The organism is Odoribacter splanchnicus DSM 20712, from assembly GCF_000190535.1.
In the GTDB taxonomy this organism is placed as follows: domain Bacteria; phylum Bacteroidota; class Bacteroidia; order Bacteroidales; family Marinifilaceae; genus Odoribacter; species Odoribacter splanchnicus.
This window is the reverse complement of the sequence record NC_015160.1, coordinates 3,369,352-3,395,666: the sequence shown is the minus strand read 5'-3', so window position 1 is coordinate 3,395,666 and position 26,315 is coordinate 3,369,352. Positions and strand designations below refer to the sequence as shown.

Here is a 26,315-nt window from a genome sequence, read left to right as displayed (position 1 = left end):
CGTTTAATCGAAAAGAATATGTCGGTAATATTAGAGCATGTCAGTAAAGCATATGGCCGGCAAAAGGCGCTGGACGATATCGGTTTCAGGCTGGAAGAAGGTGAAATATGCGGTTTTCTAGGACCTAATGGAGCCGGTAAATCTACTACCATGAAAATCATTACCGGCTGTCTGAACGACTATCAGGGAGAAGTAAGGATCAAGGAGATGAATCTGCGTGAAAATCCGCTGAAAATCAAAGCGATTATCGGCTATTTACCCGAACAAAACCCACTCTACCCGGATCTGTATATCCGGGAATATCTGCTTCACGTGACCCGGCTTTATCGTGTCGGCCGGCCTGTAGCCAAGGTGAATGCGATCATAGAGCGAACCGGACTCGAGCCGGAAATTCAAAAAAAAATAGGACAATTATCGAAGGGATACAGGCAGAGAGTGGGATTAGCGCAAGCTTTGGTGCACGATCCCGAGATTCTGATCCTGGACGAACCGATGACGGGACTCGATCCGAACCAACTGGAAGAGATCAGGCATTTGATCAAAGAAACCGGAAAAAAGAAGACGGTGTTGTTATCGACCCATATTATGCAGGAGGTAGAAGCGATTTGTGACCGGGTAATAATCATTAACCAGGGAAAAATCGTTGCGGACCGACCGATCGGAGAGATCTGTACACATGCAGACGAAGGGATGGTACTTCGCGTTGAATTCAGCCCGGGAAGCGATACACACTGGCTAAGTAAAAGCGAACTGTTCACTCACACCTCACAACAGGCTCCGAACTGCTGGCGTTTAACTTCCCCTCAAGGGAAAGATCCACGGGAAGCCTTGTTTTTCGAGGCTGCCGTTCGCCGCTGTCCGATTATCGCATTGCATACAGAAGTTTATCAGCTGGAAGATATTTTCCACCGATATACACAGAATTTTCCGGCAAAGCCGGGAAAAGATTAACGTAGCCGGAGATGACCGATCAGCGCCGTGCAGATCGGCACATCTTCGATACCGGTTGACGAAACTACATTCCGGATCGAGATTACCAACCACAATCCAAGGCTTGCCAACCTAAAAGGAGATACGGATCCGGAACGAAGTGACACTAATCCATGGTAATGTAGGTTTTTAAATAATTACAGAGGTTTGAACAGTTACAAAAATGTAGAAGATAAGTCAACGGTAGTAACTTAAAAGATAAATAGAATGAGTTTATAAAATACACCAACTCATTTATTTCGACATATAAATACCCCCTAAAAGCTTGTAATAAAACTTTCAGGGGGTATTCATTCGAGGACAACCGATTTGAAAAACGGCTGATTAGATTCCTTCCAGAGCGTCGAAAGTTTTAGCTGTTTCAGGATTTGAAGGACGGGTCATCTTTGCATTGATGATTTTTCCTTCTTTATCCAAAAGGATAAAACGAGGAATTCCGGTAATCATATAAGCATCCATAAAAGTATTGTCGCCACCGTTGTGCAACTGGATACCTCCTAATTTATCTTCTTTTACCATCTTTTCCCAGGCTGCTTTGTCGCGGTCACAAGAAATACTTACGAAATAAATATTCTTTTTTCCGTATTTTTCTTCTAAAGTTTTCAAGTGAGGCAATTCACCCCGGCAAGGTCCACACCAGGTAGCCCAGGTGTCGATATAGACATATTTTCCGGCCAAATCGGCTAAGCTAACCTCTTTGCCATTGATGTCGAGATATTTGAAAGACGGTGAAGGCTGTCCAACGGCAATTCTAGCCCATTTTGCACACAATTCGTCGAATTTAGCTTTTTTTGCAGGATCGGTAACTTTAGCACTATATACCGGAGCAACTTCAGCCAAATGATCGACACCGGAATCTTTCACATAAGCGGTAACGATTTGATCGACCAAATATTCAACAACTGCAGGATTTTTGAAGTTTTGTTCAACGTAATCCAATTGTTTTTTCGTGAAAGTCAGATTATCGCGATCTTCCAGATCTTTAGCAGCCATCGCCTGAACCCGACCGATCAACGCCTCCTGATACCAATTCATACCAATCAAAGCTTCATCTTCGGTAATTGCAGAAACCAATTTATTGTAGAAAGCATCGGTAGGCTTGAAATCAGGAGCCTGTGCATAGTAGGGATGATAAAGGGGATAAATAGGAAGCGGTCCATAAACCATATAAGCCAATCTTTTTTTCTCTAACTGATTGAACTGCGGGTCGAATCCCAGGGTATCCAAATTTTCATTCAATTTCTTTATTTGTTCGTCTAAAGAGGCCAAAAATTCAGCTTCTTCCAACTTATAATCGGGGCTAAACCGTAAAGCCGGACTATTCAGGTATTCATTTTTTTAGCGCCTTCACCGGTGAATGCAGGAATCATACGACGACCTTCGAATTTTACAGAAACGTCGAAACTTTTGCCCGGTTCAACATAAACCGGCACCTGCATTCTACCCAATACAACGGTAGCGTAACCCGGCTTAAGGTTTTCAGCCATCACAAAAAGGGCAGTATTCGTCGAATCCAAAGCCATCACGTAAGTAGAATCCTTGGTTATCAACTGAGGCTTGATTTCACCTTGGGGTTTGTCGAGATGAACCCGTACAGTAGTTTTAGATGCATTATTACATGACATGAGAGCCATTATAAGAATAGCAAGGAAAGAGAATTTCATCATATTACTATAATTTTAGTTTAAGATGAGCGAATTTAATAAACTGCGATTGTGATCGGATCAAAATAGGGAGCTTTAACCTTTATTTAACCACTCTCTTCCGTAATCACCAGTGCTTTACTTCCATTCACCGGAAGGATTAAAACCATTCTTTTTAGCCCTGTCACCATTTTACAAATGCCGAATATTTAAAATCAAATCCTAAAAAATCAAATAAAATCACCACCTTCAATTTTTATGATAAACAAATAAAACATGTCTATTCAAATATCAAACTCTCATATACAGAAAAAAAATTGATTCTTCCGATAGACAGCCGCTAGTTGTTTATTTCAAACAGAATATAAATCCTTATTTTAGGGGAATTTTCTCGATTCTTCTCTGGTGTCTTCCGCCTTCAAATTCGGTAGACAGAAAACGCTCGACGATATCCTGAGCATCGTCGAAGGAGATAAAACGGGCAGGGATACAACATACGTTGGCATTGTTATGGAGGCGTGCCAACCAGGCGATTTCGGTCGTCCAACAGAGTGCACCCCGGATACCCTGATGTTTATTGACAGTCATACAAATCCCATTCCCACTCCCACAGAGCGCGATTCCTCTCTCGAACTCGCCGGATTCAACAGCAGCAGCCATCGGATGGGCAGTATCGGGATAATCCATACTTTCAGCAGAATGTGTACCGAAATCTTTTACTTCATAACCTTTCTGGCGAAGGAATGCCACTAATTTTTCTTTGTATTCGTAACCGGCATGGTCACAGGCAATAGCTATTTTCATTTCTATCGATTTGTTATTATAGTCGCAACGTGCAAACTGTTACAACGATGTGATTATTCTGAAATACAAAGTTAAAGTTTTATCCTTAAGGAAAGCAAATAAAAAACGGGTATTCTTCCGAATACCCGCAAAGAAAATATTTCTTTTTTAGAGAATAAGCTTATATCCTTTACCGTGAACGTTGATGATTTCAACAGAAGGATCCTTTTTAAGGTGTTTACGTAATTTGGTGATGTAAACATCCATACTTCTGGCATTGAAATAATTGTCGTCGGCCCAGATGTTTTTGAGTGCATAATTTCTTTCGAGCACTTTGTTGACATTCTGGCATAATAATTTCAAGAGCTCAGACTCTTTTGTCGTCAGTTTTTGTTCTTCTTCTCCATCGAACAGGGTCTGTTTTTTAGAGTTGAAGGTCAATTTACCGATTTTGAAGATTTCCTGTTCATCTTCAGGTTTGAGTCCGGTAGAACGACGCAGTACGGCTTCGATTCTGAGTAATAACTCCTCCATACTGAAAGGTTTGCTCATATAGTCGTCAGCCCCTAATTTGAAGCCTTCCAGGACATCTTCCTTCATATTTTTAGCCGTCAGGAAAATGATTGGAATTTCGCTGTTGATCTGGCGAATTTCCTTAGCCAGGGTAAAGCCATCTTTTTTAGGCATCATCACATCCAGGATACATATATCGAAAGGCTGGTTCAGAAAGGCTTCATAAGCTACCTCCCCATCTTCGCATAAAACAGTCTCGAATCCTTTTGCCCTCAGATATTCTTTCAGGAGCATACCCAGATTCGTATCATCTTCTGCTAATAAAATTTTTATTTTCTCCTCCATAACTATTTAGTTTTTAAATAAATTCTCTGAAAAATATACGCTTTTAGAAAAATAAAGTTCTCTTTACTTTTTGTTTTTTTGAGGTTAATGGTAAAATAATATCAAATCGGCTTCCTTTTCCTTCAGCGCTTTCCACTTCGATACGCCCTCCGTGTGCTTCCACGATAGTTTTTACATAGGATAATCCGAGGCCGAATCCTTTTACGTCATGTAAATTACCGGTCGAAACCCGATAAAAACGTTCGAAAATCAGCTTTTGCTCTTTCGCAGCAATTCCTATGCCATTGTCTATCACACTAATAATTATTTCCTGACCTTTATTCCGGGTGTAAACACTGATCTCCGGAACTTTAGTACAATATTTTATCGCATTATCCAATAAATTGGATACTACGTTCGTGATGTGTACCTCATCAGCATAAACTTCATCCTGGTCAGCCTCTAAATAACTATAGAGTTGTCCTCCTTTATCTTCTACACGCAGGCTAAATTTTGTCACAAGATTTTCAACAACCTCGTTGAGATTGACATTTTTTAGTTTCAGTTTCATCCGGGTTTCGGTAAACAAAGCGGTCTGGAGCACTTTTTCTACCTGGAAAGTGAGCCGTTTACTTTCATCGCGGATAATCCCGGCAATATGGTCGATGGTAGAGGGGGAATTGTTCACAGCCCCGTCTTTAAGCATTTGTGCAGCCAAAGAAATGGTCGCTATCGGGGTTTTAAATTCGTGTGTCATATTATTGATGAAGTCGTTCTTGATCGCAGATAATTTTTTCTGTTTAACGATGACTACGATACAGAATCCGAAACACAACACCAACAAAATGGTGATGATCAAACTGGGCAATAACAAGACGACAGAAGACAACAGATCATGTGACTGATCGGGAAAAATCAGAAAGAGGGTGGCCGGTTCCTGCTGTTGTCCAAAACTCATTTTCCGGTTGTAGGTGTAATCGGAATGCTGATTGAAGAAGTTTTGTGACATGAGGATAAATTCCCCTTTCTCTTTTACCGCATACTCGAAAGGAATTTTGACACCGTTATTCCTTAAACGTTCACCGATAATCTCTTTGAGATCGCTGCCATCCAATCGTTCTTCGATCGATTTTTCGGGCATTTCGGGAATCTTTTTAACCACGAGATCATATTCTTTTCCCAGACTGTTTTTGATTTCCTGGCGGGATTTCTGGATAGAATTCTGGAGATTCCGATTGCCTTTCTGTCCGAACAGTTCCCATACATTCTCTATCCTTTCGTCGTAACCGATGGGGAAGCGGCTGTAATCGATGACAATATTCATATCATTCTTTACATTGAGCCCAGGACGTAAATCCAGAGCCCGGGGCATTTCATGGACGACTCCATTTTTCCCCAGATGGTGGATTTCGTTTTTCTTTTCTTCGGCCATCTGCTGCTTATCCTTCTCTTCTAAATAAGTCGTTACCTGGTCGATAGATTTATTGACGAGATAATCAAAATGTGCTTTTTTCAACTGAAAAGCCGTTTGAAAATACCTCGCCTGTGTAAAGATCAATCCCAACAATGACAGACCTAAAACCACACCTAGTATGATAATCTGTTTTTTTCTCATACCCACAAATTTAACACTTCAAATTTAACACTTTGCACACTTAACACACTTTAACCTATAACGTTACTTCATAACACTAGCCGATTTTAACACTTTACTAGAGGGAAGGTCGATTTGTTAAATTCGCTCTGTGGCAGGTCTCTAAAACAAATGTTAAAATATTAGTTTTCTCCCTTTGTTTTTTCCCTTATGCCCTTAAAAAAGCGTCATTTGTTCCCCACCGTCATTTCTACGGGTTTTCCCCAAATGTTTATAAGCCAAGTCGGTCACTTCCCTACCGCGCGGAGTACGCTTGATAAACCCTTCTTTGATCAGGAAGGGCTCATACACTTCTTCCAGGGTACCGGCATCTTCGCCGACAGCAGTAGCAATCGTCGTCAGGCCCACCGGTCCTCCCTTAAATTTTTCAATAATGGTGAGCAGGATTTTATTGTCCATTTCATCCAGCCCGTATTTATCGATATTCAATGCTTCGAGTGCATAACGGGTGATGTCACGATCGATGCTTCCATTACCTTTGACCATTGCAAAATCGCGCACTCTGCGCAGCAATGCATTGGCGATACGGGGTGTACCCCGGCTCCGGGAAGCGATTTCCATAGCAGCCTGACCGGTAATCCCCACATTCAGGATAGCGGCAGAACGGGAAATGATTCCGGAAAGGATGTCGGTATCGTAATATTCCAGATGGCAATTAATACCGAACCGAGCCCGCAAGGGAGCGGTCAGTAACCCACTACGGGTAGTAGCGCCGATCAAGGTAAACGGATTGATTTGTATCTGTACCGAACGGGCTGCAGGTCCTTTATCGATCATAATATCGATGCGGTAGTCTTCCATAGCAGAATACAGGTATTCTTCGACCACAGGACTCAAACGATGTATTTCATCGATGAAGAGCACGTCGTTCTCTTCCAGGTTGGTCAATAGTCCGGCTAAATCTCCGGGTTTATCGAGTACCGGTCCGGAAGTAATTTTGATGCCTACCCCCAATTCGTTGGCAATAATGGCGGATAAAGTCGTTTTCCCCAGTCCGGGAGGCCCGTGAAGGATGACATGGTCCAGCGATTCGCCCCTCATCTTTGCAGCCCGCACGAAGATTTCGAGATTCTCGACAATCTTTTTCTGACCTTGGAAATCGCCGAAATTCAACGGCCTTAAAGCCCTCTCGAACTCTTTTTCGGTTTCTTTTAAATCGGTGTTTCTTATATCGAATTCACTCATGGTTCGTATTTACAGATTTTCATCCAAAAATAGGAAAACTAATAGTGCTATCAAAGCACCGGTCAATTTTCTCCCAAAAACTCCCGAATATCCTGCTCTAGTTTACGGATCGGGAAATAAGCTCCGTATTTTATGTTCTGTCGCAATTCGTAGTCGAGATTGTTACGTCTGCGATACAACTCACTGACCATATCGTGGGTGACAACTTTGTTTTTCTTCGCTGTGCGCAGCATAGCCTTACAAACTTCTTTACATACGATCGAAATCAAATCGTACAGGTTGTGACCGCGAATAAAGAAATACACGTTATCGGGTTTTAATCCCAATTCGCGGTATTTTTCACGAACAATAGCCAGATCGGCATGGGGATATTTACGTCCGAGGTAATTGATTTTTCTTTCGACTCTCATCCGTAGTTCATCCAACGCCCGGGCCCCGTTGTCGTATACCAAAGGAAAAGCTTTGGAATTGGACAAGCTGATGTAAGCATCGAATTCGAACTGGCTGAAAAGCACGGGATCGGCATTCTGAAAGTAAAGATGCCATATGAAAAGATCGTACAGGATGGCTGAAAAGTCACTCAGAAACCGACGGAAATCGAATACCGTATTTTTTAAGTGGGTGACTCTGCTGCACACATCGTCGAGGCCATCGGCAAAGCAGTGGTGGTTTTCAAAAGAGTAGGTGTAAGTTTGAAGCACGAAATGTTTGACATCAATCTTTCTTTCCCTCAACAAATAACGATAGTCGCTGTCGATACAAATGAAGAAATCGGGACTCAGGAAATCAAAATATTTCAAACATTGGGTAACTCCACAAGTCTCCCGTCCATATTCGTTCCGTGAACCGGAAATGAAGTGAAACTTATCGTCCGGCCGGAAATGTTTCAGTACAGCTCCCCAGAAAGCAATATCGTCTTTGTTTTCAACATGTACAGCCGCCCTACAGCGAAACATTTTCGCATCCAGAGCAAAACGCCGTGCCGCATTAGCAAAATGCGAAGCACGAGAGGGATTCTCAGCACGAGCACCAAACATAAAATATAAAGTAAAAAGTTAAAAAATAAGCAAAAAGCTATAGGCTAAAAGCTAAAAGCAAAGAGCTATAGGCTGAGTACTATTAACTATTTTTTGACTTTAGTCTGTTATTCAAAGTTTTTACACACGAAGCTAAAAGTGCTATTAATTCTTTAACAATTTCAGCTAATTTTTCATATAAATCAATATGAATATAATCGGTATCCCGTAATAAATTCAACCAATACAACGTTTCATTCGCTTCTTTTAAGCTCACTGCCAACTTATTTAAATAATCCGAATCACTTTGAGCAAAAACGGCTTCATGAATCAATGCCCCGATAGACGTACCACTTTTCAAAATTTGTTTACTTAGCACATACTCCTTCTTTTCCTGCTGTAAGTACTGAACCAGGCGTACAATTTCAACAGCAAAAGAATAACTTTTATCTTTTAATAACGGTATCATATCTTCTCTACTTTAACTTTCCACCCTTTAGCTTATCGCTTATAGCCTCTGGCTTTTAGCTTTTTACCTTTATCAAGTCTTCCACAAATACCAGCTTATCTCCCCAACCATCGCCGAACAGGCTGGGAGAATGGGTGGAAGTGATGATCTGACAATTGGGATTCAGATGGCGGATTTCTTCGAATAATTTATATTGCCATTCAATGTGTAAAGATATTTCAGGTTCGTCCATCAAGAGGATGTAAGGCTGTTCTTCCATCAGGAATACACGCATCAGAATCAGCAACAACTGCTTTTCCCCGGATGATAGTTTGTAAAGCGGTATCACTTCTCCATCGTCGATAAAGATCAGATGATTGGTATGCGGATCGATTTGAATGGTCTTCTGTGTTTTGGCAAAAAGCCGGTCGACCGTCTCAAAAAGTGTTTTGATGCGTTGATTAATCCGGCCGGCTTCTTCAGGGAAATTAGTCGCTTTCAACCGATAATCCGAGAAAGAAGGATTGGACCCGCCGATATCGTATACAATAGTATGCAGCTCGTTATATAACTGGCTATACTCTTTACCGGCTTTCGGCCGGTCCCGGAACGGAACGTCGAAAGTACTGATTTTTTGATATTTTACGTTTCTCAATGCAGTTTTCAACTCTCCTGCAGTCATTTTCTGTTGGAAATCGACGGTATAATCGTCGATGGTAATCTTTACCCCGACACCGTAAATTCTCAATCGTTTTACATCAGCCATCATGATGGAATCGATGATATTGAATAAGGTCGTCTTACCGCTTCCATTGATTCCAATCAATATATTCACATCGGGATTGAGATTCTCCCAAAAAAAATCGTATTTCTTCCAGAGATTCCGGATTTCGATACTATGAACCGTATTCGACATAACTTTAAAGTAAAAGGTAAAAATGTAAAAGGGTGGAAAGAGCAAGCCGCAACAATCGACCCTTCAACAAAGATAGAAAACAAAAATGAAAAACAGATGAGAAAAAAGAATAAGTAAATCAGAAAAGATATAATTTTGCGGCACTTGAAACGATTTCAATTCATTATCTTTTAGTTTTAATTTTTACCTGAATCTATGAAAGGGTTATATACCGTCTTATTACTGGTTTGTTCGAACATCTTTATGACTTTTGCGTGGTACGGACATTTAAAGTTGCAAGAGATGAAAGTGATCAACAACTGGCCGCTCATCGGTGTTATCCTGATATCGTGGGGAATGGCTTTTTTCGAGTATTCGCTCCAAATCCCAGGCAACCGTATCGGTTTTCAAGGCAATGGCGGACCGTTTACACTTGTTCAGCTGAAAGTGATCCAGGAAGTGATTACCCTTATCATTTTTGCCATTTTCACGATGATCTTTTTTCAGGGAGAAACATTAAAATGGAATCACCTGGCAGCGGGAGTATGTCTGGTAATGGCCGTATATTTTGTATTTATGAAATAAGCCTATTTTCAGGAGGGTTGGACAGGTTTATACGGTAAGGTAAACCAAAATTCGACATCTTCGCCGGGTTGGGAGTCATCACCGATCCGGCCTTCATTTTCCGGACGATCATTTCACAGATGGCCAATCCCAAACCTATCCCCTGAACAAAAGGATCGAGTCTGACCAAACGGCCGAATACCGGTTTTTGACCTAAAAATAAAGTTCCCGGTTATCGGACAGGCAGTATCCCATCGAGATACTTTCCTGTTCAGTAAATTTTATGGCATTATTCAAAAAGTTGATCAGGATCTTGAAAAACGCACCCGGTAATTAAATGCAACAGAATTCAATAAAACGATCTGTTTTTCCCCCATACCGTAAGAACAAAAAAAACAGAGCTATAGATTAAAAGCAGAAAGAATGACGTAATAATATATACTCATTCAAATTTTGACAAAGAAAAACAATTCCGGAAGAAAACCTTTCTGATATAATCCCGTTCATTTTATATTAAATCCCAGTATATATGTTTTCTACCGAATTCAGATATAAACTCAACAATCTCCGACGTATCCTGAAAAAAGCGACCGTCCAGCTGATCCGTATTTTATTTATCCTCGCTTCAGTGGCAACGATCGTACTGATGGCCTACGAATACGGTTATGCGATCAGTGAGGCAGGGAAAAGATACGTTACAGAGGGATTCAATATCATCATCCGGATTTTCTTTTTCGGCAGTATCGCAACGATCTTTCTGGATCCCAAAGAGATCTGGCAAGAGAAAGGATATTGGATAGAGATTATCGTATTAGCACTTTTGTTATTCGTTATCCTGACCCAAACACCGGCTCATTTTCCCACCGACAACTGGTTACAAAAAACAGATCATATCCTGACCCATATTCTCTTGTTGTTTATAAGCATCATCCATCTCTCGAAAGTGGTAGTTACGGGATTACAACGGCATATAAGACCTGAAATGACGTTTGTCTACAGTTTCCTGGCCATCATCCTGACAGGTGCTTTCCTGCTTATGTTACCGAAAGCGCATCATGGATCGCTGAGTTTTATCGATGCCCTGTTCACTTCTACGAGTGCCGTGTGTATTACGGGCCTGACGGTTGTCGATACGGCCACCACTTTTACTACAACAGGTCAGGTGGTTCTCCTTTTGCTGATCCAAATCGGAGGGATCGGGGTCATGACTTTCACCAGTTTTATCGCTTTGTCTTTTTTCACCCAAACCTCTTTTAACGATCAAATGGCTTTAAAAAATATCCTGAGCGAGGAATCGATGAATAATATTTTCCGAACTCTTTTCTACACACTTTTCACGACGATTATCGTGGAAGCTATCGGAGCCTGGATCTTGTGGTGGGAGATCCGGGATCTCTCCCCCTCCCTTATACCGAATAAGATATTTTTTGCTATTTTCCATGCCGTATCGGCCTTTTGCAATGCCGGCTTTTCAACTTTAACGGGCAATTTGTACCATCCGGGTATCCGGGATTTATACGGCTTACAGTGCTGGATAGCCACCCTGATTATATTGGGAGGGATCGGGTTTCCCATCCTGTTCAATTACGGTAAACTGGTAAATCATAAAGTCAGAAACCTTTTTTACCGGCTTACCGGCTCTTCGAAGCGTATGCCGTCGCATGTAAGAATTGTGAATACCACTACCCGTATTGTCATTACGGCAACTTTACTGCTCCTTGTGGGAGGAACTTTACTCTTCTGGTTGTCTGAAAACAACAATTGCCTGAGAGGGCTTCCATTAAGAGGAAAGCTGGCGGTGTCTTTCTTCAGTGCAGTGACTCCCCGCACTGCGGGTTTTAATACAGTCGATCTGACTTCTCTCCTGCCGTCGACTTGGTTCCTGACTCTCCTATTGATGTGGATCGGCGCTTCGCCCTTATCTACCGGCGGGGGGATAAAAACAACAACGATTACTATTGCGTTGAAGAATATCATCAATACGCTGAGAGGCAAAGAAAAAATCGAAATTTTTAAACGTCAACTCCCATCGGAAAACGTGCGACGGGCTCATGCAATCATATTATTATCTATCCTGTGGATCGGAACCGCCACCTGCCTGGTGGCTTTTTGGGTACCGGAGGGATCGGTCACCCAAATTTTATTCGAAGTAACGTCGGCGATAAGTACCGTAGGCCTTAGCCTCGACTTTACCTCCCAGTTGAATACGGCCGGAAAAATCATCATCAGCCTGACGATGTTCGTAGGTAGAGTGGGATTGATCACTTTACTTTCAGGACTTATTCCCCGGCAAAGTTCACAAAGTTATACTTATGCGGAGGAGAATGTGATTGTTTAAAAAGGCGAAAGGCTATAAGCTAAAGGCCAAAGGCTATAGGCGAAAAGCTATAGGCGAAAAGCGAAAAGAAAAAGGCAAGAAACGAGGGACAAGGAGAAGAAAAGGAGGAAGCTAAAAGGGGGAAAAGAAAAGGAACTCATTTTTAAAATATACGTAGACATTATTGTTATTCATTTTTACTTTTAGCTTATAGCCTTTAGCTTATAGCCTATAGCCTTTAGCCTTTAGCTTATAGCCTATAGCCTTTAGCCTTTAGCCTTTAGCTTATAGCCTTTAGCCTATTGCTTATTGTTTTTTGTTTTTTGTTATGAAATGTATTATCATCGGTTTGGGGAATTTCGGGATGGCGCTGGCTCAACGGTTGACGGCCATGGGATATGAAGTTATCGGGGTCGATAAAGATATAGATAAAGTGAATGCATATAAAGATAGTATTAAAAATACGATCTGCCTGAACCTCAACAACGAACAGGCTGCCCGCAATTTACCGTTGAAAGATGCAGACCTGAATATCGTTTCGTTAGGTAAGGATGCAGGAGCTTCTATACTGACCGTGGCTATTCTTAAACAAAACGGAGCTAAACGTATTATTGTCCGGGCTATTTCTACCTTACATAAAACGGTTCTGGAAGCAATGGGTATAACGGAAATCATTCAACTCGAAAAAGAATATGCCGATTTTTTCGCAACAAAAACCGAATTAACTACATTAATCTATTCTTATCAGGTATCACCGGATTATTATATTTATGAAATGAAGCTTCCCCCTGCTTTTGTCGGACGACGACTGGGAGATATCAAACTGGAAAAAGATTTCTCGCTCAAATTAATCGCTATAAAACATTATGACCGGGATGAAGAAAAGGGGTATTTACGCATGGAACTTCTCGAAGAAGTATCCGATGACTTTGTGGTCAACGCCAACGATGTGTTTATTCTTTTCGGTAAACGCAACCGATTCCGGGTACTTTCGCGCAATTGAGCCGGAAAATTTGGATTTTTTAAATTATTTGTGTTAAATTTTCAAACTTTATTTGGATTTATATGCATAATACATATATTTGCAGAGAGAAGATCCATGTTTGATACATATATAAAAACACCTTTATTAACGACATGATGCAAAACTATATCGATATACTCCGCCAACTGAACTATGAACTGGTCAAGGAATTGGGTTTATTCAAACATCGTGCGGGCTTATCATTCAGTCAGCGGCATATCCTCTATCATATAAAGAACAATATAAGTCTTTCTATTCAGGAATTAGCAGATTTTCTTCATGTCGAACATTCTACGATGAGTAGAAATATAAAAAAGTTAGTCCAAGCCGGCTTGGTGGATATCTATCAGGATGAAAAGGACAAACGGAGGAAAGTGATCACCCTCTCGGCAGCAGGGGAGTCCCGGCTTGCAGAAGCAACAGATTCGATTAATGAAACGATATCCAAAATACTGGAGGTATTGGATGACGAGGAAATTGAAATCGTAATACACGGAATTCATCGTTATTGTGAAGCCCTGAAAGGAAACTGATAATCAGACGGTTTATTAGAATAAACGATGAAAACCCAAGGAATAATCCGATAAAGAAACAGAATAATTTTCCGATTCGGGAATGTTATAAAATTATGTTATTCAACTAATAAAACGTTCATTATCACAGCAAAGGTAATAAAGTAAACGAAAAACCAAAAACGGCAGGCCCGTTTCTCCGTCGAACTCAATACAACTCTTCGAGTTGTCGTACGGGTAATAAAACCCGATGCACCTCTTCACCCGTCACGGCTTGCCGAAGCGTAAAAGATTGTTTTAAACGGCAATCCCGGGAAGAACTCCCCCAAATAGCCAGATAGCGACCGGATTCAACTGCCCAACAGGAAGCTTGCTCGTCGAAGGACGCCAGTTCGGACAAACCGACAACCAACCGAACGACCTCACTCTCTCCGGGAGCCAATATTTTCGTTTTGGCAAAGGCTTTCAGTTCTTTCTGTGGTTTAACCATTGTTTTTCCGGGAGCGGCGATATATAACTGTACCACTTCTTTTCCCGGTATCTTTCCGGTATTGGTCACTGTACAGGAAAATTCATATCCTTGTTCTGTACGCAAATACCGAGGTTTGCTATAAGTAAATCCGGTATACGACAAGCCGAAACCGAAGGGATAGGAAACATCTACCCGATATTTATCGAAATAACGGTAACCGACATAGATCCCCTCTTCATATCGGGTAAAGTCGATATTCGGCCGGTCGGTACCTTTAGGCCCGGTATAAAACTCCCGGTAAATATCGAGAGCTTCCTCATCGCCGATTAGGGGAAAATTTTCAGAGGAAGCGGCATCTTCATAACGGACAGGGAAAGTCATCGGTAACTTACCGGAGGGATTCACCTTGCCCGATAAAATATCGGCCACCGAGTTTCCACCTTCCTGTCCCCCCTGCCAAGCCAACAGGATTGCATCGGGCCGGTCTTTCCAGGAAGCCGTTTCGATCACTCCCCCGATATTCAGGATGACGACTACCTTTTTACCCTCCTGATGAAAGATTCGGGTTACCTTTTCCAGCATTTCCCGTTCGTCGGCACAAAGCTCGAAATCGTCTTTCACTTTCCGGTCACTGTATTCTCCGGCATTCCGGCCGATGGTAATCATAGCCATATCCGTTTCTTCGGCTTTTCGCCGGATCAACCCTTCGTCTAAAGTACATTCCACGATACGGGGAGGAGTGACGTGGTTGTATTTCTTCCAATCGATTTTAGCCTCTTCAGCCCGGATATAATCCAAATAATGCTGTTTCAAGCCCTTATCGAGGATAAAACCGGCTCCGGTCAATCCTTCTTCCAAAGAGACAGAATAAGCTTCTTCGACATCACCGCTACCGGTACCTCCGGCAATAAACTGGTAAGAAGTATTTCCAAAAACGGCAATATCACGCACATCAGCGGCCAACGGTAACGTTTTTCCATCATTTTTCAACAAAATCATTCCTTCGGCAGCAGCTTCACGGGTAACCGAAGCATGTGCTTTCAGATCAGGCTGTTCGGAATAGGGATATCCTTTAAAACGGGGCGTTTTCAGGATCAACTCCAACACCCGGCGTACATTCCGGTCGACGTCGGCCATAGATAGTTTTCCTGTCTTCAATGCCTGGCGGATACTATCTTGCTGGCGAATTTTCCCGGGCATCAGCAGGTCGTTTCCAGCCTGGACCTGCCCGACGGCATCGCGTCCACCGAACCAGTCGGTGACCACCATCCCCTGATATCCCCACTCTTTACGCAAAATCGTTGTCAGTAAATCATAACTCTCGGAGGTATAAACGCCGTTGATCTTATTATACGACGACATTACCGTCCAGGGATTCGCTTCCTTCACCACCATTTCAAAGCCTTTGAGATAAATCTCCCTCATCGCACGGGGAGAGAGAATCGCATCATTAGCAATCCGGTTCGTCTCCTGATTATTGACGGCAAAATGTTTCACAGACGTGCCTACGCCGTTTTGTTGAATACCTTTTACCATAGCTACTGCGATTTTACCTGTCAGGAAAGGATCTTCGGAATAATACTCGAAATTCCGGCCACACAGAGGATTCCGGTGGATATTAAGAGCAGGTGCCAATAAAATATCACAACCATATTCGAGCACTTCGTTACCCATGGCCTGCCCGACCTGTTGTACCAAATCCGTATTCCAGGTCGAAGCCAGCAAAGTAGCTACAGGGAAAGCAGTACAATAAAATGTTCGCGGACAACTATCACGCCGGGCAGAAATCCGAAGTCCGGCAGGACCGTCGGCCATTACCATCGCCGGAATACCCAGCCGGAGAATGGGATAGGTGGTACCGGCAGCACCGGGCACAATTTTATCGGTTTCGCCCACGGCAACCAAAATATCTTCGGCCACCTCACCCGTTCCGGTCAACAACCGGATCTTTTCGTCGACCGTCATGGCCTGAATCACTTTTTCCAAAGGAGCCTTACCCAGTTGGGGTAACTCATCCGCCCAAATCAAAAAGGGAAGAAAACAAAAAATAGAAAAAATACAGTATTTTATCATAGCACAAGATTTAAAAACAGTGCAAAATTCTGTATTTCGATCCGATTTACAACGTTTTCGATACTGAAATACTTTCCGGCAGGACATTTCTTGATCTGTATCAAGCAATCTTACCAGCCCGTATCCGGCTTAAGGTTTCAGGACTCATCCCCAAAAAAGAAGCCACATGAATCTGAGGAGCCCTCCGGACGATCTGAGGGTGTTCGAACTCCAGACGCCGATAACGTTCGAAAGCAGAATGCCGGTTGCGGGCATCCGCTTTATGTTGGGAAATGATTAACGAACTTTCGAGGATGGTACAATATACCCGCAAAATTTCGGGATCCTGTTGCATGAGTTCATGAAAAGGCCCGTAAGGTATTTCATAGATCAGAGTAGGCTCGAGTGCCTCAACATAAAATTGTCCCGGGATCTGACGAATAAAACTTTCCAGACATACGAAAAGATGGCCTTCGTATGTAAAATGCTCCGTAATCTCCAGATTTTTTTTCCGGTAAAACTGCCTCACCATCCCTTGTTCGACGACTCCCATCGAACGTGCGACATCGCCTTCTTTCAGAAATAATTCATTCTTCAATAATTTCCGTGGTTCTAAGATAGCAGCCAAACGGCAAAGGCTTTTTTCACTCAAAGGATAAGTATGAGCTGCTATTTCACCGGCAACTTTAATTTTATCCTCCATGATGCTTTAAATATGGGCGGCAGTTTTCCCGTCGTTCATGTGGTAAATTTTCATCAGATCGGCCGTCATACAGGAATGCACAGGCAATACGGTGACAACATCCCCGACATGAAGCCGATCGAGAAAATCGTCCGTACAATGCATTACGCCATGTTCCTGGGACAAGGACACCAATTCCACACCCGAAATAATATTTCCCCAATAATCGTTATGGTTTTCAGCAACCATCCCATAAAGCGGACGATTACCGGGACGATCGATCCTATCCTTAGAAAAATGTACTCCCCCCCCATAAATCACCGCCTCATTCCGGTGCCGGTTGATGTCCACCACCGGGCATTTCACTGCCAAAGCGATATTATACCAGTCGCAGGAACCGATTTTCAATTGTGTTACATCATAAAAAACAAAGTTTCCGGGGCGAATTTCATCGGCCACACCAAAACGATCGGCCAATGAACAGGAAGGCGTATCCCCTAAAGAAATCTTGAGCTGAGGATAGCGATCAATATATCTTTCTTTGATATTTTTAAGCATGCGCAGATTGTCTTTATGAATCTGCAAAATTTCTTCTTTAGAACGGGCATTATACGTATGTCCGGCATGGGTAAGGAAACCCTCGAATTTGATATTCACATCGGGAGCAACGATATTCATGATCCGTTCGATTTTTTCATAGTTACCGGCGTCTACCCCATCCCGATGGTATCCGGTATCTACTCCCAGATATACGCCTACCGGATATTTCAGGCATTCGGACAATTGCCGGGCTCCTTCGGAATGGACCAATAACAAATTCAAACGAATCTTAGCTGCTAAAGCGTTGATTTTCTCGTGTTCCAGACAATTTACCGGAAAAGCGACCGTAATATCGTTCCATCCCCATTCGGCGAATTTCATAGCCATGTTCAATGAAGAAACGGTAATCTTATCCACTCCGCTCGCTCTGAACCACTCACCGATTTCCCGGGACTGATGAGTTTTAAAATGTGGCCGGAATACCACATTGGCTGCTTTCGCTTTGGCCGCCATCCGGGCAATATTACTTTTACACACTTCCTCATTGAGGACCATCGTCGGCTCTGTTACCTGAATCATCGTGCTCATAACAAACTAGTTTTACTCCTACAAAAGTAAAAATATATAATTGAAAAATCCGACCTTAATGACATAAAAAAAAGCGTCCGCACTTCAACGGACGCTCATTTATTTTATCGAAGTCACGATTATTCTCCGCGGATAGCAGTGATTCCGGGTAATTCTTTTCCTTCGATGTATTCGAGAAGGGCACCTCCACCGGTAGATACGTAGCTGACCTTGTCGGCCAGTCCGAACTGGTTGATAGCAGCGACAGAGTCGCCACCACCGATCAGAGAGAAAGCACCTTTTTCAGTAGCTTTCACAATAGCCTCGGCAATAGCCCTGGTACCTTCGGCGAATTTGGGCATTTCGAATACCCCGACCGGACCGTTCCAAAGAATCGTTTTGGATTCTTCGATTACTTTAGCAAAACGTTCGCGAGTCTCCGGACCGATATCCAATCCTTCCCAGCCATCCGGAATATTCATGGGATCAGCCAATTTGGTATTCGCATCATTGCTGAAACCATCGGCGATGACAGCCTGATCGGACAATACCAGATTAACCCCTTTTTCTTTGGCAATACGCATGATATCGAGCGCCAGATCGAGCTTATCGGCTTCACAAATAGAACTTCCGACATGTCCCCCCAAAGCAGCCTTGAAGGTATAGGTCATCCCTCCACCCAGGATCAGGTTGTCCACCTTATCCATCAGGTTCATGATGATGTCGATTTTAGAAGAAACTTTAGATCCCCCCATGATAGCGGTAAAAGGACGTTTCGGATCTTTCATCACACTGTCGACCGCCTTCAGTTCACCTTCCATCACATAACCGAATAATTTATCGTTGGGGAAATATTTTGCGATCAAAGCGGTAGAAGCATGAGCCCGGTGGGCGGTACCGAATGCATCGTTGATCCAAACATCACCTAAAGAAGCCAGGTCGGCGACAAATTTCTTCTGAGATTCTTTGACCGCTGCCTTTGCAGCTTTTTTTTCTTCATCGGAGGCATCGTCAGCCAAACCACGGGGTTTACCTTCTTCTTCTGCATAATAACGCAGATTTTCGAGCAGTAATACTTCTCCCGGTTTCAATTCAGCAGCTTGTTTTTTGGCACTTTCACCTATGCAATCATCCGCAAATCTGACCGGTTGTCCCAGTAATTCTTCTAAATGTTTCTGAATATGTTTCAGCGAATATTTACTGTCAACCCCTTTCGGACGTCCCAGATGAGACATCAGAATAACAGCACCGCCGCCGGCAAGCACCTTCCTGATCGTAGGAATAGCCGCCCGCATACGGGTGTCGTCGGTGATCTCGAATTTATCATTTAAGGGTACATTGAAATCCACACGGATCAATGCTTTTTTCCCTTGAAAATTGTAAGTGTCAATCGTCTGCATAAAATTATTATTAATGATTAATGAACTAGCAATTCATATGCCCCGTTGTTTCGGGATGATAAAATTAGGAATAATTTATCTGCTACCCAAATATTTTGATTACAATCCACTCAATATCATACTCAAACGATTGATATAAAAGACCGGCTTTCCGGGCGGTGATCCGGGAAAAATCCTTAACTTTGCCGGGTAAAAGTTGCTGAATGGTAAATTTTTCCGACCGAACAGATCCGACGTAGCCGATGACGACACATGAATATTATATGCATAAAGCCCTGCAGGAAGCCCGACAAGCCGCAGAGGAGGGAGAAATCCCTGTAGGAGCCGTCGTCGTATGTAAAGGAAAAATTATCGCCCGGGCCCATAATGAAACCGAAAAACTGAATGACGTCACCGCTCATGCAGAAATGCTCGCCATCACGATGGCAACCTCTTATCTGGGAGGTAAATACCTGAATGAATGCACGCTGTACGTAACGATGGAACCTTGCACCATGTGTGCCGGTGCATTATCATGGGCACAACTCGGCGAATTAGTGACCGGAGCCCCCGACCCTCATCGGGGATACTCGCGTCTGACCCCTCCCGTATTGCATCCGAAAACCCGAATCACCTCAGGCATTTTAACCGGGGAATGCAGTGAAATAGTGAAACAATTTTTCAAAGCTAAAAGATCTTAAGAGTCCGAATATCCGGATTTCGTCCCAAAACATCCGGCCAGTGCTTCCCAATAACGGGGAAAAGATTTGGAAACGACTTCTTTATCCACAATAACTAATCCCGGATGTTTCAGGGCTGCAGGAGCAAATGCCATGGCCATGCGATGATCGTGATAAGTCGCAATCCGGGGACATGGCTGCCCCCCGGTCCGTTCCCCTTCCCAAATCAAGGCTCCATCTCCTTCAGCTTTCAACAGATAACCCAATTTGCCCAATTCCTCTATCAGCGCCTGGATCCGATCGGTTTCTTTAATCCGCAAGGTCTCCACTCCCCGGAACAGAAATGGAATACGCCGCATACAACAAGCCACAGCAAACGATTGGACGAGATCGGGCATTTCCACAAAATCATAATCCAACCGATCGATTTCAGGCTTTGCGGCCGATAATCTCACTAAATCTCCCTCATAGCAGGTTCGAACCCCTAATTTCCTCCACACAACAGTCTGACGGGAATCTCCCTGCATGCTTTTTTCTTTCAAGCCGGTCAGGATAATCTCTCCTTCTCCGGCGATAGCCAGCAATTCATAAAAATAAGAAGCAGCACTCCAATCCGATTCTACCCGGTAAGGAACAGACCGGTATTCTCCCGGCTTCACTCCGATCACAGTATCCTCCCGACCGACTTCGGCTCCAAACTCCCGCATGATCTGCAAAGTCATATCGATATAGGAACTCGAAACTACCTTGCCGGTAAGCCGGATTTCCAATCCTTTTTCCATATAAGGAGCGATCATCAATAAAGCAGAGATATACTGGCTACTGACAGAAGCCGGAATATCTATACTTCCACCCACCAAGCGGGAACCGTAAATCTCCAATGGCGGAAAACCTTCGTTTTCAAGATACCCGATCCGTGCTCCCAATCGGTTCAAAGCTTCTACCAACACCCGAATGGGTCTTTGTTTCATCCGCTCGGATCCCGTCAGTACCCACTTCCCGATAATCCTTGAAAGATAAGCCGTCAGAAAACGCATCGCTGTCCCGGCATGCCCCACATCAAAATAGCTATTTTCACTACACAGTATCCGCACCATACTTTGCGTATCGTCACAATCGGCGAGATTTTCTATCGGTAGTTCACTATCGGCCAAGGCATTGACGATGAGCACCCGATTGGAAATACTTTTCGAGGCAGGCAAAGTAACCGTACCTTGTACCCGTTTCGACTTGAAATCCAAAGTTATATCCATTCCCCTTCCCATTAAATTTGTTTAAGGGCTTCGAAAATTTCATCCCGGCTACAATAATTATCGATGTCAAATTCGCCGGGTTTATGTATGAGTGTAAAATTAACCCCTGCCTGTTCGTTTTTCTTATCGTGCAGCATCAGCTCATATAATTCGTCCGCTTCGGCTACAGGATGGTAGACCGGGTATTTTTCGCGGATAAACTTCCTTACCGCCTCGAAATGTTTTTCATCGAAACCAAGTTTTTGCACGGAGAGGAACAATTCGGCAATCATGCCGTACGCAACAGCATCTCCATGGAAAATATCGAGTCCACGGCGGATAGCGACACTTTCGATAGCATGCCCCACCGTATGTCCGAAATTCAATGCTTTGCGCAATCCTTTTTCCCGGGGATCACTTTGTACAATAGCCGCTTTCACCGCAACGGATTTACGTATCAGCTTCAAAAAATCTTCTTCCGCCACTCCGGCAAAATCTACCTGCATCGCTTCAGCCACATGTTCTTCATCGGCTAATAAAGCGTGTTTCAGCATTTCGGCAAATCCTGACATAATCTGCCGTTCGGGCAAAGTAGCTAAAAAATGATTATCGATAAGTACCCAATCGGGGATAGCGAAACTACCGATTTCGTTTTTCAATCCATTGAAATCAAAGCCGGTCTTTCCTCCCACCGACGCATCGATCTGAGCCAGAAGTGTCGTCGGTATATTCACACAATGTATTCCCCGTTTGAAGCAAGAAGCAGCAAACCCACCGAGATCGGTAATCACTCCTCCTCCCACATTCACCAAAACAGCATTTCGCCGGGCCCCCTGATCGGACAATACCTGCCAAATCTCAGCCACACTCTCTAAAGATTTGTGATGTTCACCTTCAGGAATTGTAATAATATGTTCTTCAGGAATACCGAAATCCTCGAAACTTCTCTGACAAAAATTACGGGAATTATTATCGACCAGTACGAAAATATCTGCAATACCGAAGTCCGCCAGCTTCAATTGTAAATCCGCCCGGATATCACGGGTAAAAATTATATTGTTCATATACCTGCAAATTTTGCCAAAAATAAAAAGGAAAAAGCAAAACTCCAATATTAATCGGAGAAAACGGCAAAAGTAAAGAAATCAGCTTCTCTGCCCATCGAAGCTACGGAATAATATCTTGTTTTTAAGAAGTATAATTCAATAATATTTCATAACTTTGTTAAATACGGATCCATTTAAATCTTCTTTAGCCATGAATCGAAATAGCTCTGTGAAAGCCCGCATTGCGATCAGTTTATTACCCAAGCTGAATAGCTGCATATACCTCCCGTTGATCGAAAGATGCGGAGGTCTGGAAGGTTTTTTTCTCGAAAGCGACCAAACGCTGAATCAGCTCTATCGGGAGTTGAATATACCCACGGACACTTTTAACCGGAAAACGGCTATACAAAATTCAGAAGCGGAGATAGAACAGTTGGACAAACACGAGATACAAATCTGCACAATCGAAGACGGGTGTTATCCGGAATTGCTCCGGCAATGTGCCGATGCTCCCCTGGTCTTTTTTTATAAAGGGAAGTTAAAGTCCTCTCCGGCAAATAAATATCTGGCCATCGTAGGGACAAGACATGCATCGTCCCGGTGTGAAGCCAGAGTGACGGCATTGGTCGAAGACCTGGTGAATCTGGGTTGTCGTCCTGTCCTGGTCAGCGGATTGGCTTATGGCATCGACGCCTCGGCCCACCGGGCTTCCCTGAAGTTCGGCTTGACGACTTTAGCCGTATTGGGACATGGATTACACATGATTTATCCGGCGACCCATAAAAGCATGGCACGTCAGATTCTGGAGACCGGCGGGGCCTGGATCAGCGAATTTCCTTGCACGGCGAATATACATCCGAGCAATTTCTTACGCCGCAACCGGATTATTGCGGGTCTCTGTCATGCAACCCTGGTAGCCGAATCGGCCATAAAGGGAGGAGCTATGGCCACAGCGCGCCTGGCCATGTCATACGACCGGGAAGTCATGGCTTTCCCTGGACGTCCGGAAGATAAATATTCGGCAGGCTGCAATTTTCTGATTAAAGAAAACATTGCCGCATTAACCGAAAATGCCACCGACGTGGCCCACCTCTTAGGTTACCCGATAAAAAAAACGACACTACAACAAACGATCTTACCGAATTTCAGCGACGACGAACAAGGGAATACACTCATTCAGCTCTTAAGTGAAAATGGAGCCCTGCATATCGATGAATTATGCCAGTTGACCCAGCGTCCAAGTAGTGAACTAGCGGCTATCCTATTGCAACTCGAACTGGAAGGGAAAATAATCGGTCTGGCAGGCAAAAAGTATTCTCTCCGGTAATTTTATCACTCCGAGAGGGCCCGCCGAAGTACTAATTTCAGTTTTAGTAACAGATTATCAGCAGGGATATATCTCCAACTATCAATCCGAAAGCAAAATCAAGGTTTGTTAATAAAAAATTAACTGCAAAAAGTTTTGATATCGTAAATAATTAGATAATTTTGACATCCGAAAACGTTTGAATTAACTCATACTAAAAATTATACACATGAGACCAGAAATTAAAGAATTCATGGAAGCCTTAAAGGCAAAAACAGTAGGTGAAGCAGAGTTCCACCAGGCTGTAGAAGAAGTTATTGAAACTGTATGGGATACCTATCAGGCAAACCCGAAATACAAGGCCAATAAGATCCTCGAAAAAATGGTAGAACCTGAAAGAGTAATCATGTTCCGTGTTCCATGGATCGACGACAAAGGTGAAGTACAAATCAACCGCGGCTACCGCGTTCAATTCAATAGTGCTATCGGACCGTACAAAGGAGGTTTACGTTTCCACCCGTCGGTAACTTTGGGCGGATTGAAATTCTTAGGTTTCGAGCAGACTTTCAAAAACTCTCTGACTACGCTGCCTATGGGTGGTGGTAAAGGAGGTTCGGACTTCAACCCGAAAGGAAAATCAGACAATGAAGTAATGCGTTTTTGCCAGAGCTTTATGACTGAACTTTGCAAATATATCGGCGCCGACACAGACGTTCCTGCCGGTGATATCGGTGTAGGAGCCCGTGAAATCGGTTATCTGTTCGGACAATATAAGAGAATCCGGAACGAATTCGTAGGTGTACTGACCGGTAAACCAAGAGAATTCGGTGGATCACGTGTACGTCCGGAAGCTACCGGTTACGGTACGGTATATTTCGCTCAGCACATGCTGAAAGAAAAAGGCCAGGACATCAAGGGTAAAACTGTCGCTATCTCGGGATTCGGTAACGTTGCCTGGGGTGCTGCACAGAAACTCGTTCAATTGGGAGCCAAATTGGTAACCATCTCCGGACCGGACGGATATATCTATGACGAAAAAGGTCTGACTCAGGAAGGTGTCGACTATATGCTGGAATTACGAGCAAGCAACAACGACGTTGTAGAACCGTATGCAGCTAAATTCGGAGCTAAATTCTTCGCTAAGAAAAAACCATGGGAAGTAAAATGTGATATCGCTTTCCCGTGTGCTATTCAGAACGAATTGAACGAAGAAGATGCAAAACAATTGGTTGCTAACGGTTGCCAGATGGTTGTAGAAACTTCCAATATGGGTTGTACAGCTGAAGCTGTTAAATATTTGAATTCTCATATCACTTTCGCTCCGGGTAAAGCAGCTAACGCAGGTGGTGTTGCCGTATCAGGTCTGGAAATGAGCCAGAACTCAATGAGATATAGCTGGACAGCTGAAGAAGTTGACCAGAAACTGTCTCAGATCATGAAAGATATCCACGATACTTGTGTTAAATTCGGTAAGGAGGGAGACAAGATCGACTACGTGAAAGGTGCTAACATCGGCGGCTTTATAAAAGTAGCTGAAGCAATGTGTGCTCAGGGACACGTATAGAAAGTTAAAGGTAAAAGTTAAAAGCTGAAAAAACGATTACCTGAAAATTAAAGCGTACACTTCAATGGTGTGCGCTTTTTTTATTATCTTCGTTTCCGCAAAATCATTCAGTTTTCAGCTAATCATTTTTAGCTTCAAATTTATGTACATCGACACTCATTCACATATCTACGAAGAGGAATTCAGAGAAGACCGGGAAGCTGTCGTACAACGTGCCAGAGAGGCGGGAGTGAATTACATCGTTCTTCCGGACATCGATAGTGAATCGCGCAACCGGATGCTCGATCTGGCAGCCCGACACCCGGAGATGTTATTTCCTTTGGCAGGGCTACATCCCACTTCTGTGTATGAGAACTATAAAACAGAACTGGCCCAGGTAGAAAAAGCTTTGGGTAACCATACCTTTTACGGCATCGGAGAATGTGGTATAGACTTATATTGGGATAAAAGTTATTACCGGGAACAAATCAAAGCATTCGAACATCAGCTTGGAATAGCAAAAGAAACCGGTTTGCCGGTAATCATTCATTCCCGTGACTCTCTGGAGGTGATTTTCGAAGTGCTGAAAAAACATCCTTATACCCGTGGTATTCTGCATTGTTTTCCGGGTAATGCAGCAGAAGCCCGGCAAGCAATCGACATGGGGTATTTATTAGGAATCGGAGGAGTCGTTACCTTCAAAAAGAGTCAGATGGCAGATACCCTACGCGAAATCGGCCCGGCAAACATCGTGCTGGAAACCGATTCTCCTTACCTGACTCCAGTCCCTTTCCGGGGAAAAAGAAATGAAAGTAGTTATATTCCGTTAATAGCTCAAAAAATTGCAGAATTAACGGGTCTCGAGACAAAAAAAATTGAAGAAATAACGACACAAAATGCTTTGAATTTGTTTAATTTGCAGTGCGAAAACGTGTGAGGGGTCATCGA

General features: G+C 43.2%; 25 protein-coding genes. 9 read left to right on the top strand and 16 right to left on the bottom strand.

Annotated elements, in window-relative coordinates; genetic code table 11:
• The first annotated feature begins 18 nt into the window (after positions 1-18).
• Entirely contained in the window at positions 19-951 is a 933-nt protein-coding gene (locus ODOSP_RS14315) for an ATP-binding cassette domain-containing protein (RefSeq protein WP_013613019.1), read from the top strand.
• Between the two features lie 363 nt (positions 952-1,314).
• Here ODOSP_RS14315 and ODOSP_RS20280 read toward each other — a convergent pair whose 3' ends face one another.
• The 9 genes from ODOSP_RS20280 to ODOSP_RS14275 form a co-directional block, all read right to left on the bottom strand.
• Positions 1,315-2,277: a TlpA family protein disulfide reductase gene (locus ODOSP_RS20280; protein WP_013613018.1), complete on the bottom strand. Its 963-nt coding sequence runs from the start codon at positions 2,275-2,277 to the stop codon at positions 1,315-1,317.
• Positions 2,278-2,312: 35 nt separating this feature from the next.
• Positions 2,313-2,657, bottom strand: a complete 345-nt coding sequence (locus tag ODOSP_RS18955) for a hypothetical protein (protein ID WP_013613017.1) — start codon at positions 2,655-2,657, stop codon at positions 2,313-2,315.
• Between the two features lie 348 nt (positions 2,658-3,005).
• Positions 3,006-3,437: a ribose 5-phosphate isomerase B gene (gene rpiB, locus ODOSP_RS14305; protein ID WP_013613016.1), complete on the bottom strand. Its 432-nt coding sequence runs from the start codon at positions 3,435-3,437 to the stop codon at positions 3,006-3,008.
• 147 nt (positions 3,438-3,584) lie between these two features.
• The gene (gene rprY, locus ODOSP_RS14300) at positions 3,585-4,274 is read right to left on the bottom strand and encodes a response regulator transcription factor RprY (RefSeq protein WP_013613015.1); all 690 of its coding nucleotides are present in this window, start codon (positions 4,272-4,274) and stop codon (positions 3,585-3,587) included.
• Between the two features lie 43 nt (positions 4,275-4,317).
• Complete coding sequence (locus ODOSP_RS14295; protein WP_013613014.1) at positions 4,318-5,868, bottom strand: sensor histidine kinase; 1,551 nt, start codon at positions 5,866-5,868, stop codon at positions 4,318-4,320.
• Between the two features lie 195 nt (positions 5,869-6,063).
• Entirely contained in the window at positions 6,064-7,092 is a 1,029-nt protein-coding gene (gene ruvB / locus ODOSP_RS14290; RefSeq protein WP_013613013.1) for a Holliday junction branch migration DNA helicase RuvB, read from the bottom strand.
• Positions 7,093-7,154: 62 nt separating this feature from the next.
• On the bottom strand, positions 7,155-8,129 hold the full coding sequence (locus tag ODOSP_RS14285; protein WP_013613012.1) for a DUF4435 domain-containing protein: 975 nt from the start codon (positions 8,127-8,129) through the stop codon (positions 7,155-7,157).
• A gap of 82 nt (positions 8,130-8,211) precedes the next feature.
• Positions 8,212-8,577: a four helix bundle protein gene (locus ODOSP_RS14280; protein WP_013613011.1), complete on the bottom strand. Its 366-nt coding sequence runs from the start codon at positions 8,575-8,577 to the stop codon at positions 8,212-8,214.
• Between the two features lie 55 nt (positions 8,578-8,632).
• Positions 8,633-9,472 carry an AAA family ATPase gene (locus ODOSP_RS14275; RefSeq protein WP_013613010.1) on the bottom strand — a complete coding sequence of 280 codons (840 nt, stop codon included), beginning with the start codon at positions 9,470-9,472 and terminating at the stop codon, positions 8,633-8,635.
• A gap of 195 nt (positions 9,473-9,667) precedes the next feature.
• Between ODOSP_RS14275 and ODOSP_RS14270 the strand changes: the two genes are divergently transcribed.
• Positions 9,668-10,036: a DMT family protein gene (locus ODOSP_RS14270; protein ID WP_013613009.1), complete on the top strand. Its 369-nt coding sequence runs from the start codon at positions 9,668-9,670 to the stop codon at positions 10,034-10,036.
• Here the strand turns inward: ODOSP_RS14270 and ODOSP_RS14265 are convergent.
• Positions 10,026-10,205: a hypothetical protein gene (locus tag ODOSP_RS14265; protein ID WP_041556887.1), complete on the bottom strand. Its 180-nt coding sequence runs from the start codon at positions 10,203-10,205 to the stop codon at positions 10,026-10,028. The two genes, ODOSP_RS14270 and ODOSP_RS14265, sit on opposite strands and share 11 nt — an antisense overlap.
• Before the next feature lie 339 nt (positions 10,206-10,544).
• On the opposite strand from ODOSP_RS14265, the gene ODOSP_RS14260 reads away from it, so the two are divergent.
• The 3 genes from ODOSP_RS14260 to ODOSP_RS14250 all read left to right on the top strand — a co-directional run bounded on the left by ODOSP_RS14260 (position 10,545) and on the right by ODOSP_RS14250 (position 13,889).
• A complete protein-coding gene (locus ODOSP_RS14260) occupies positions 10,545-12,353 on the top strand; it encodes a TrkH family potassium uptake protein (RefSeq protein WP_013613008.1) in 1,809 nt (602 codons plus the stop codon).
• A gap of 307 nt (positions 12,354-12,660) precedes the next feature.
• Positions 12,661-13,335 carry a potassium channel family protein gene (locus ODOSP_RS14255; RefSeq protein ID WP_013613007.1) on the top strand — a complete coding sequence of 225 codons (675 nt, stop codon included), beginning with the start codon at positions 12,661-12,663 and terminating at the stop codon, positions 13,333-13,335.
• Between the two features lie 134 nt (positions 13,336-13,469).
• On the top strand, positions 13,470-13,889 hold the full coding sequence (locus ODOSP_RS14250) for a MarR family winged helix-turn-helix transcriptional regulator (protein ID WP_041556885.1): 420 nt from the start codon (positions 13,470-13,472) through the stop codon (positions 13,887-13,889).
• A 187-nt stretch (positions 13,890-14,076) separates the two neighbouring features.
• Here the strand turns inward: ODOSP_RS14250 and ODOSP_RS14245 are convergent, their stop codons facing one another.
• From ODOSP_RS14245 to ODOSP_RS14230, 4 genes are all read right to left on the bottom strand, one after another.
• Entirely contained in the window at positions 14,077-16,413 is a 2,337-nt protein-coding gene (locus ODOSP_RS14245) for a beta-glucosidase (RefSeq protein WP_013613005.1), read from the bottom strand.
• Between the two features lie 100 nt (positions 16,414-16,513).
• Complete coding sequence (locus tag ODOSP_RS14240; protein ID WP_013613004.1) at positions 16,514-17,095, bottom strand: Crp/Fnr family transcriptional regulator; 582 nt, start codon at positions 17,093-17,095, stop codon at positions 16,514-16,516.
• Positions 17,096-17,101: 6 nt separating this feature from the next.
• Positions 17,102-18,202, bottom strand: a complete 1,101-nt coding sequence (locus tag ODOSP_RS14235) for an alanine racemase (RefSeq protein WP_013613003.1) — start codon at positions 18,200-18,202, stop codon at positions 17,102-17,104.
• Positions 18,203-18,321: 119 nt separating this feature from the next.
• Positions 18,322-19,581, bottom strand: a complete 1,260-nt coding sequence (locus tag ODOSP_RS14230; protein ID WP_013613002.1) for a phosphoglycerate kinase — start codon at positions 19,579-19,581, stop codon at positions 18,322-18,324.
• A gap of 242 nt (positions 19,582-19,823) precedes the next feature.
• On the opposite strand from ODOSP_RS14230, the gene ODOSP_RS14225 reads away from it, so the two are divergent.
• On the top strand, positions 19,824-20,261 hold the full coding sequence (locus ODOSP_RS14225) for a nucleoside deaminase (RefSeq protein WP_013613001.1): 438 nt from the start codon (positions 19,824-19,826) through the stop codon (positions 20,259-20,261).
• Here ODOSP_RS14225 and ODOSP_RS14220 read toward each other — a convergent pair.
• The gene (locus tag ODOSP_RS14220) at positions 20,258-21,493 is read right to left on the bottom strand and encodes a 3-phosphoshikimate 1-carboxyvinyltransferase (protein WP_013613000.1); all 1,236 of its coding nucleotides are present in this window, start codon (positions 21,491-21,493) and stop codon (positions 20,258-20,260) included. The genes ODOSP_RS14225 and ODOSP_RS14220 overlap by 4 nt on opposite strands.
• Positions 21,494-21,504: 11 nt before the next feature.
• A complete protein-coding gene (aroB, locus tag ODOSP_RS14215; protein ID WP_013612999.1) occupies positions 21,505-22,536 on the bottom strand; it encodes a 3-dehydroquinate synthase in 1,032 nt (343 codons plus the stop codon).
• Positions 22,537-22,729: 193 nt separating this feature from the next.
• Here aroB and dprA point away from each other — a divergent pair, with 193 nt between their 5' ends.
• The 3 genes from dprA to ODOSP_RS14200 all read left to right on the top strand — a co-directional run bounded on the left by dprA (position 22,730) and on the right by ODOSP_RS14200 (position 26,304).
• Positions 22,730-23,845, top strand: coding sequence for a DNA-processing protein DprA (dprA, locus tag ODOSP_RS14210; protein WP_071823579.1), 1,116 nt, complete (start codon positions 22,730-22,732; stop codon positions 23,843-23,845).
• A 208-nt stretch (positions 23,846-24,053) separates the two neighbouring features.
• Positions 24,054-25,388 (top strand): NADP-specific glutamate dehydrogenase, encoded by a 1,335-nt coding sequence (gdhA, locus tag ODOSP_RS14205; RefSeq protein WP_013612997.1) that lies wholly within the window; start codon positions 24,054-24,056, stop codon positions 25,386-25,388.
• A 142-nt stretch (positions 25,389-25,530) separates the two neighbouring features.
• A complete protein-coding gene (locus ODOSP_RS14200) occupies positions 25,531-26,304 on the top strand; it encodes a TatD family hydrolase (protein ID WP_041557462.1) in 774 nt (257 codons plus the stop codon).
• Positions 26,305-26,315 lie beyond the last annotated feature (11 nt).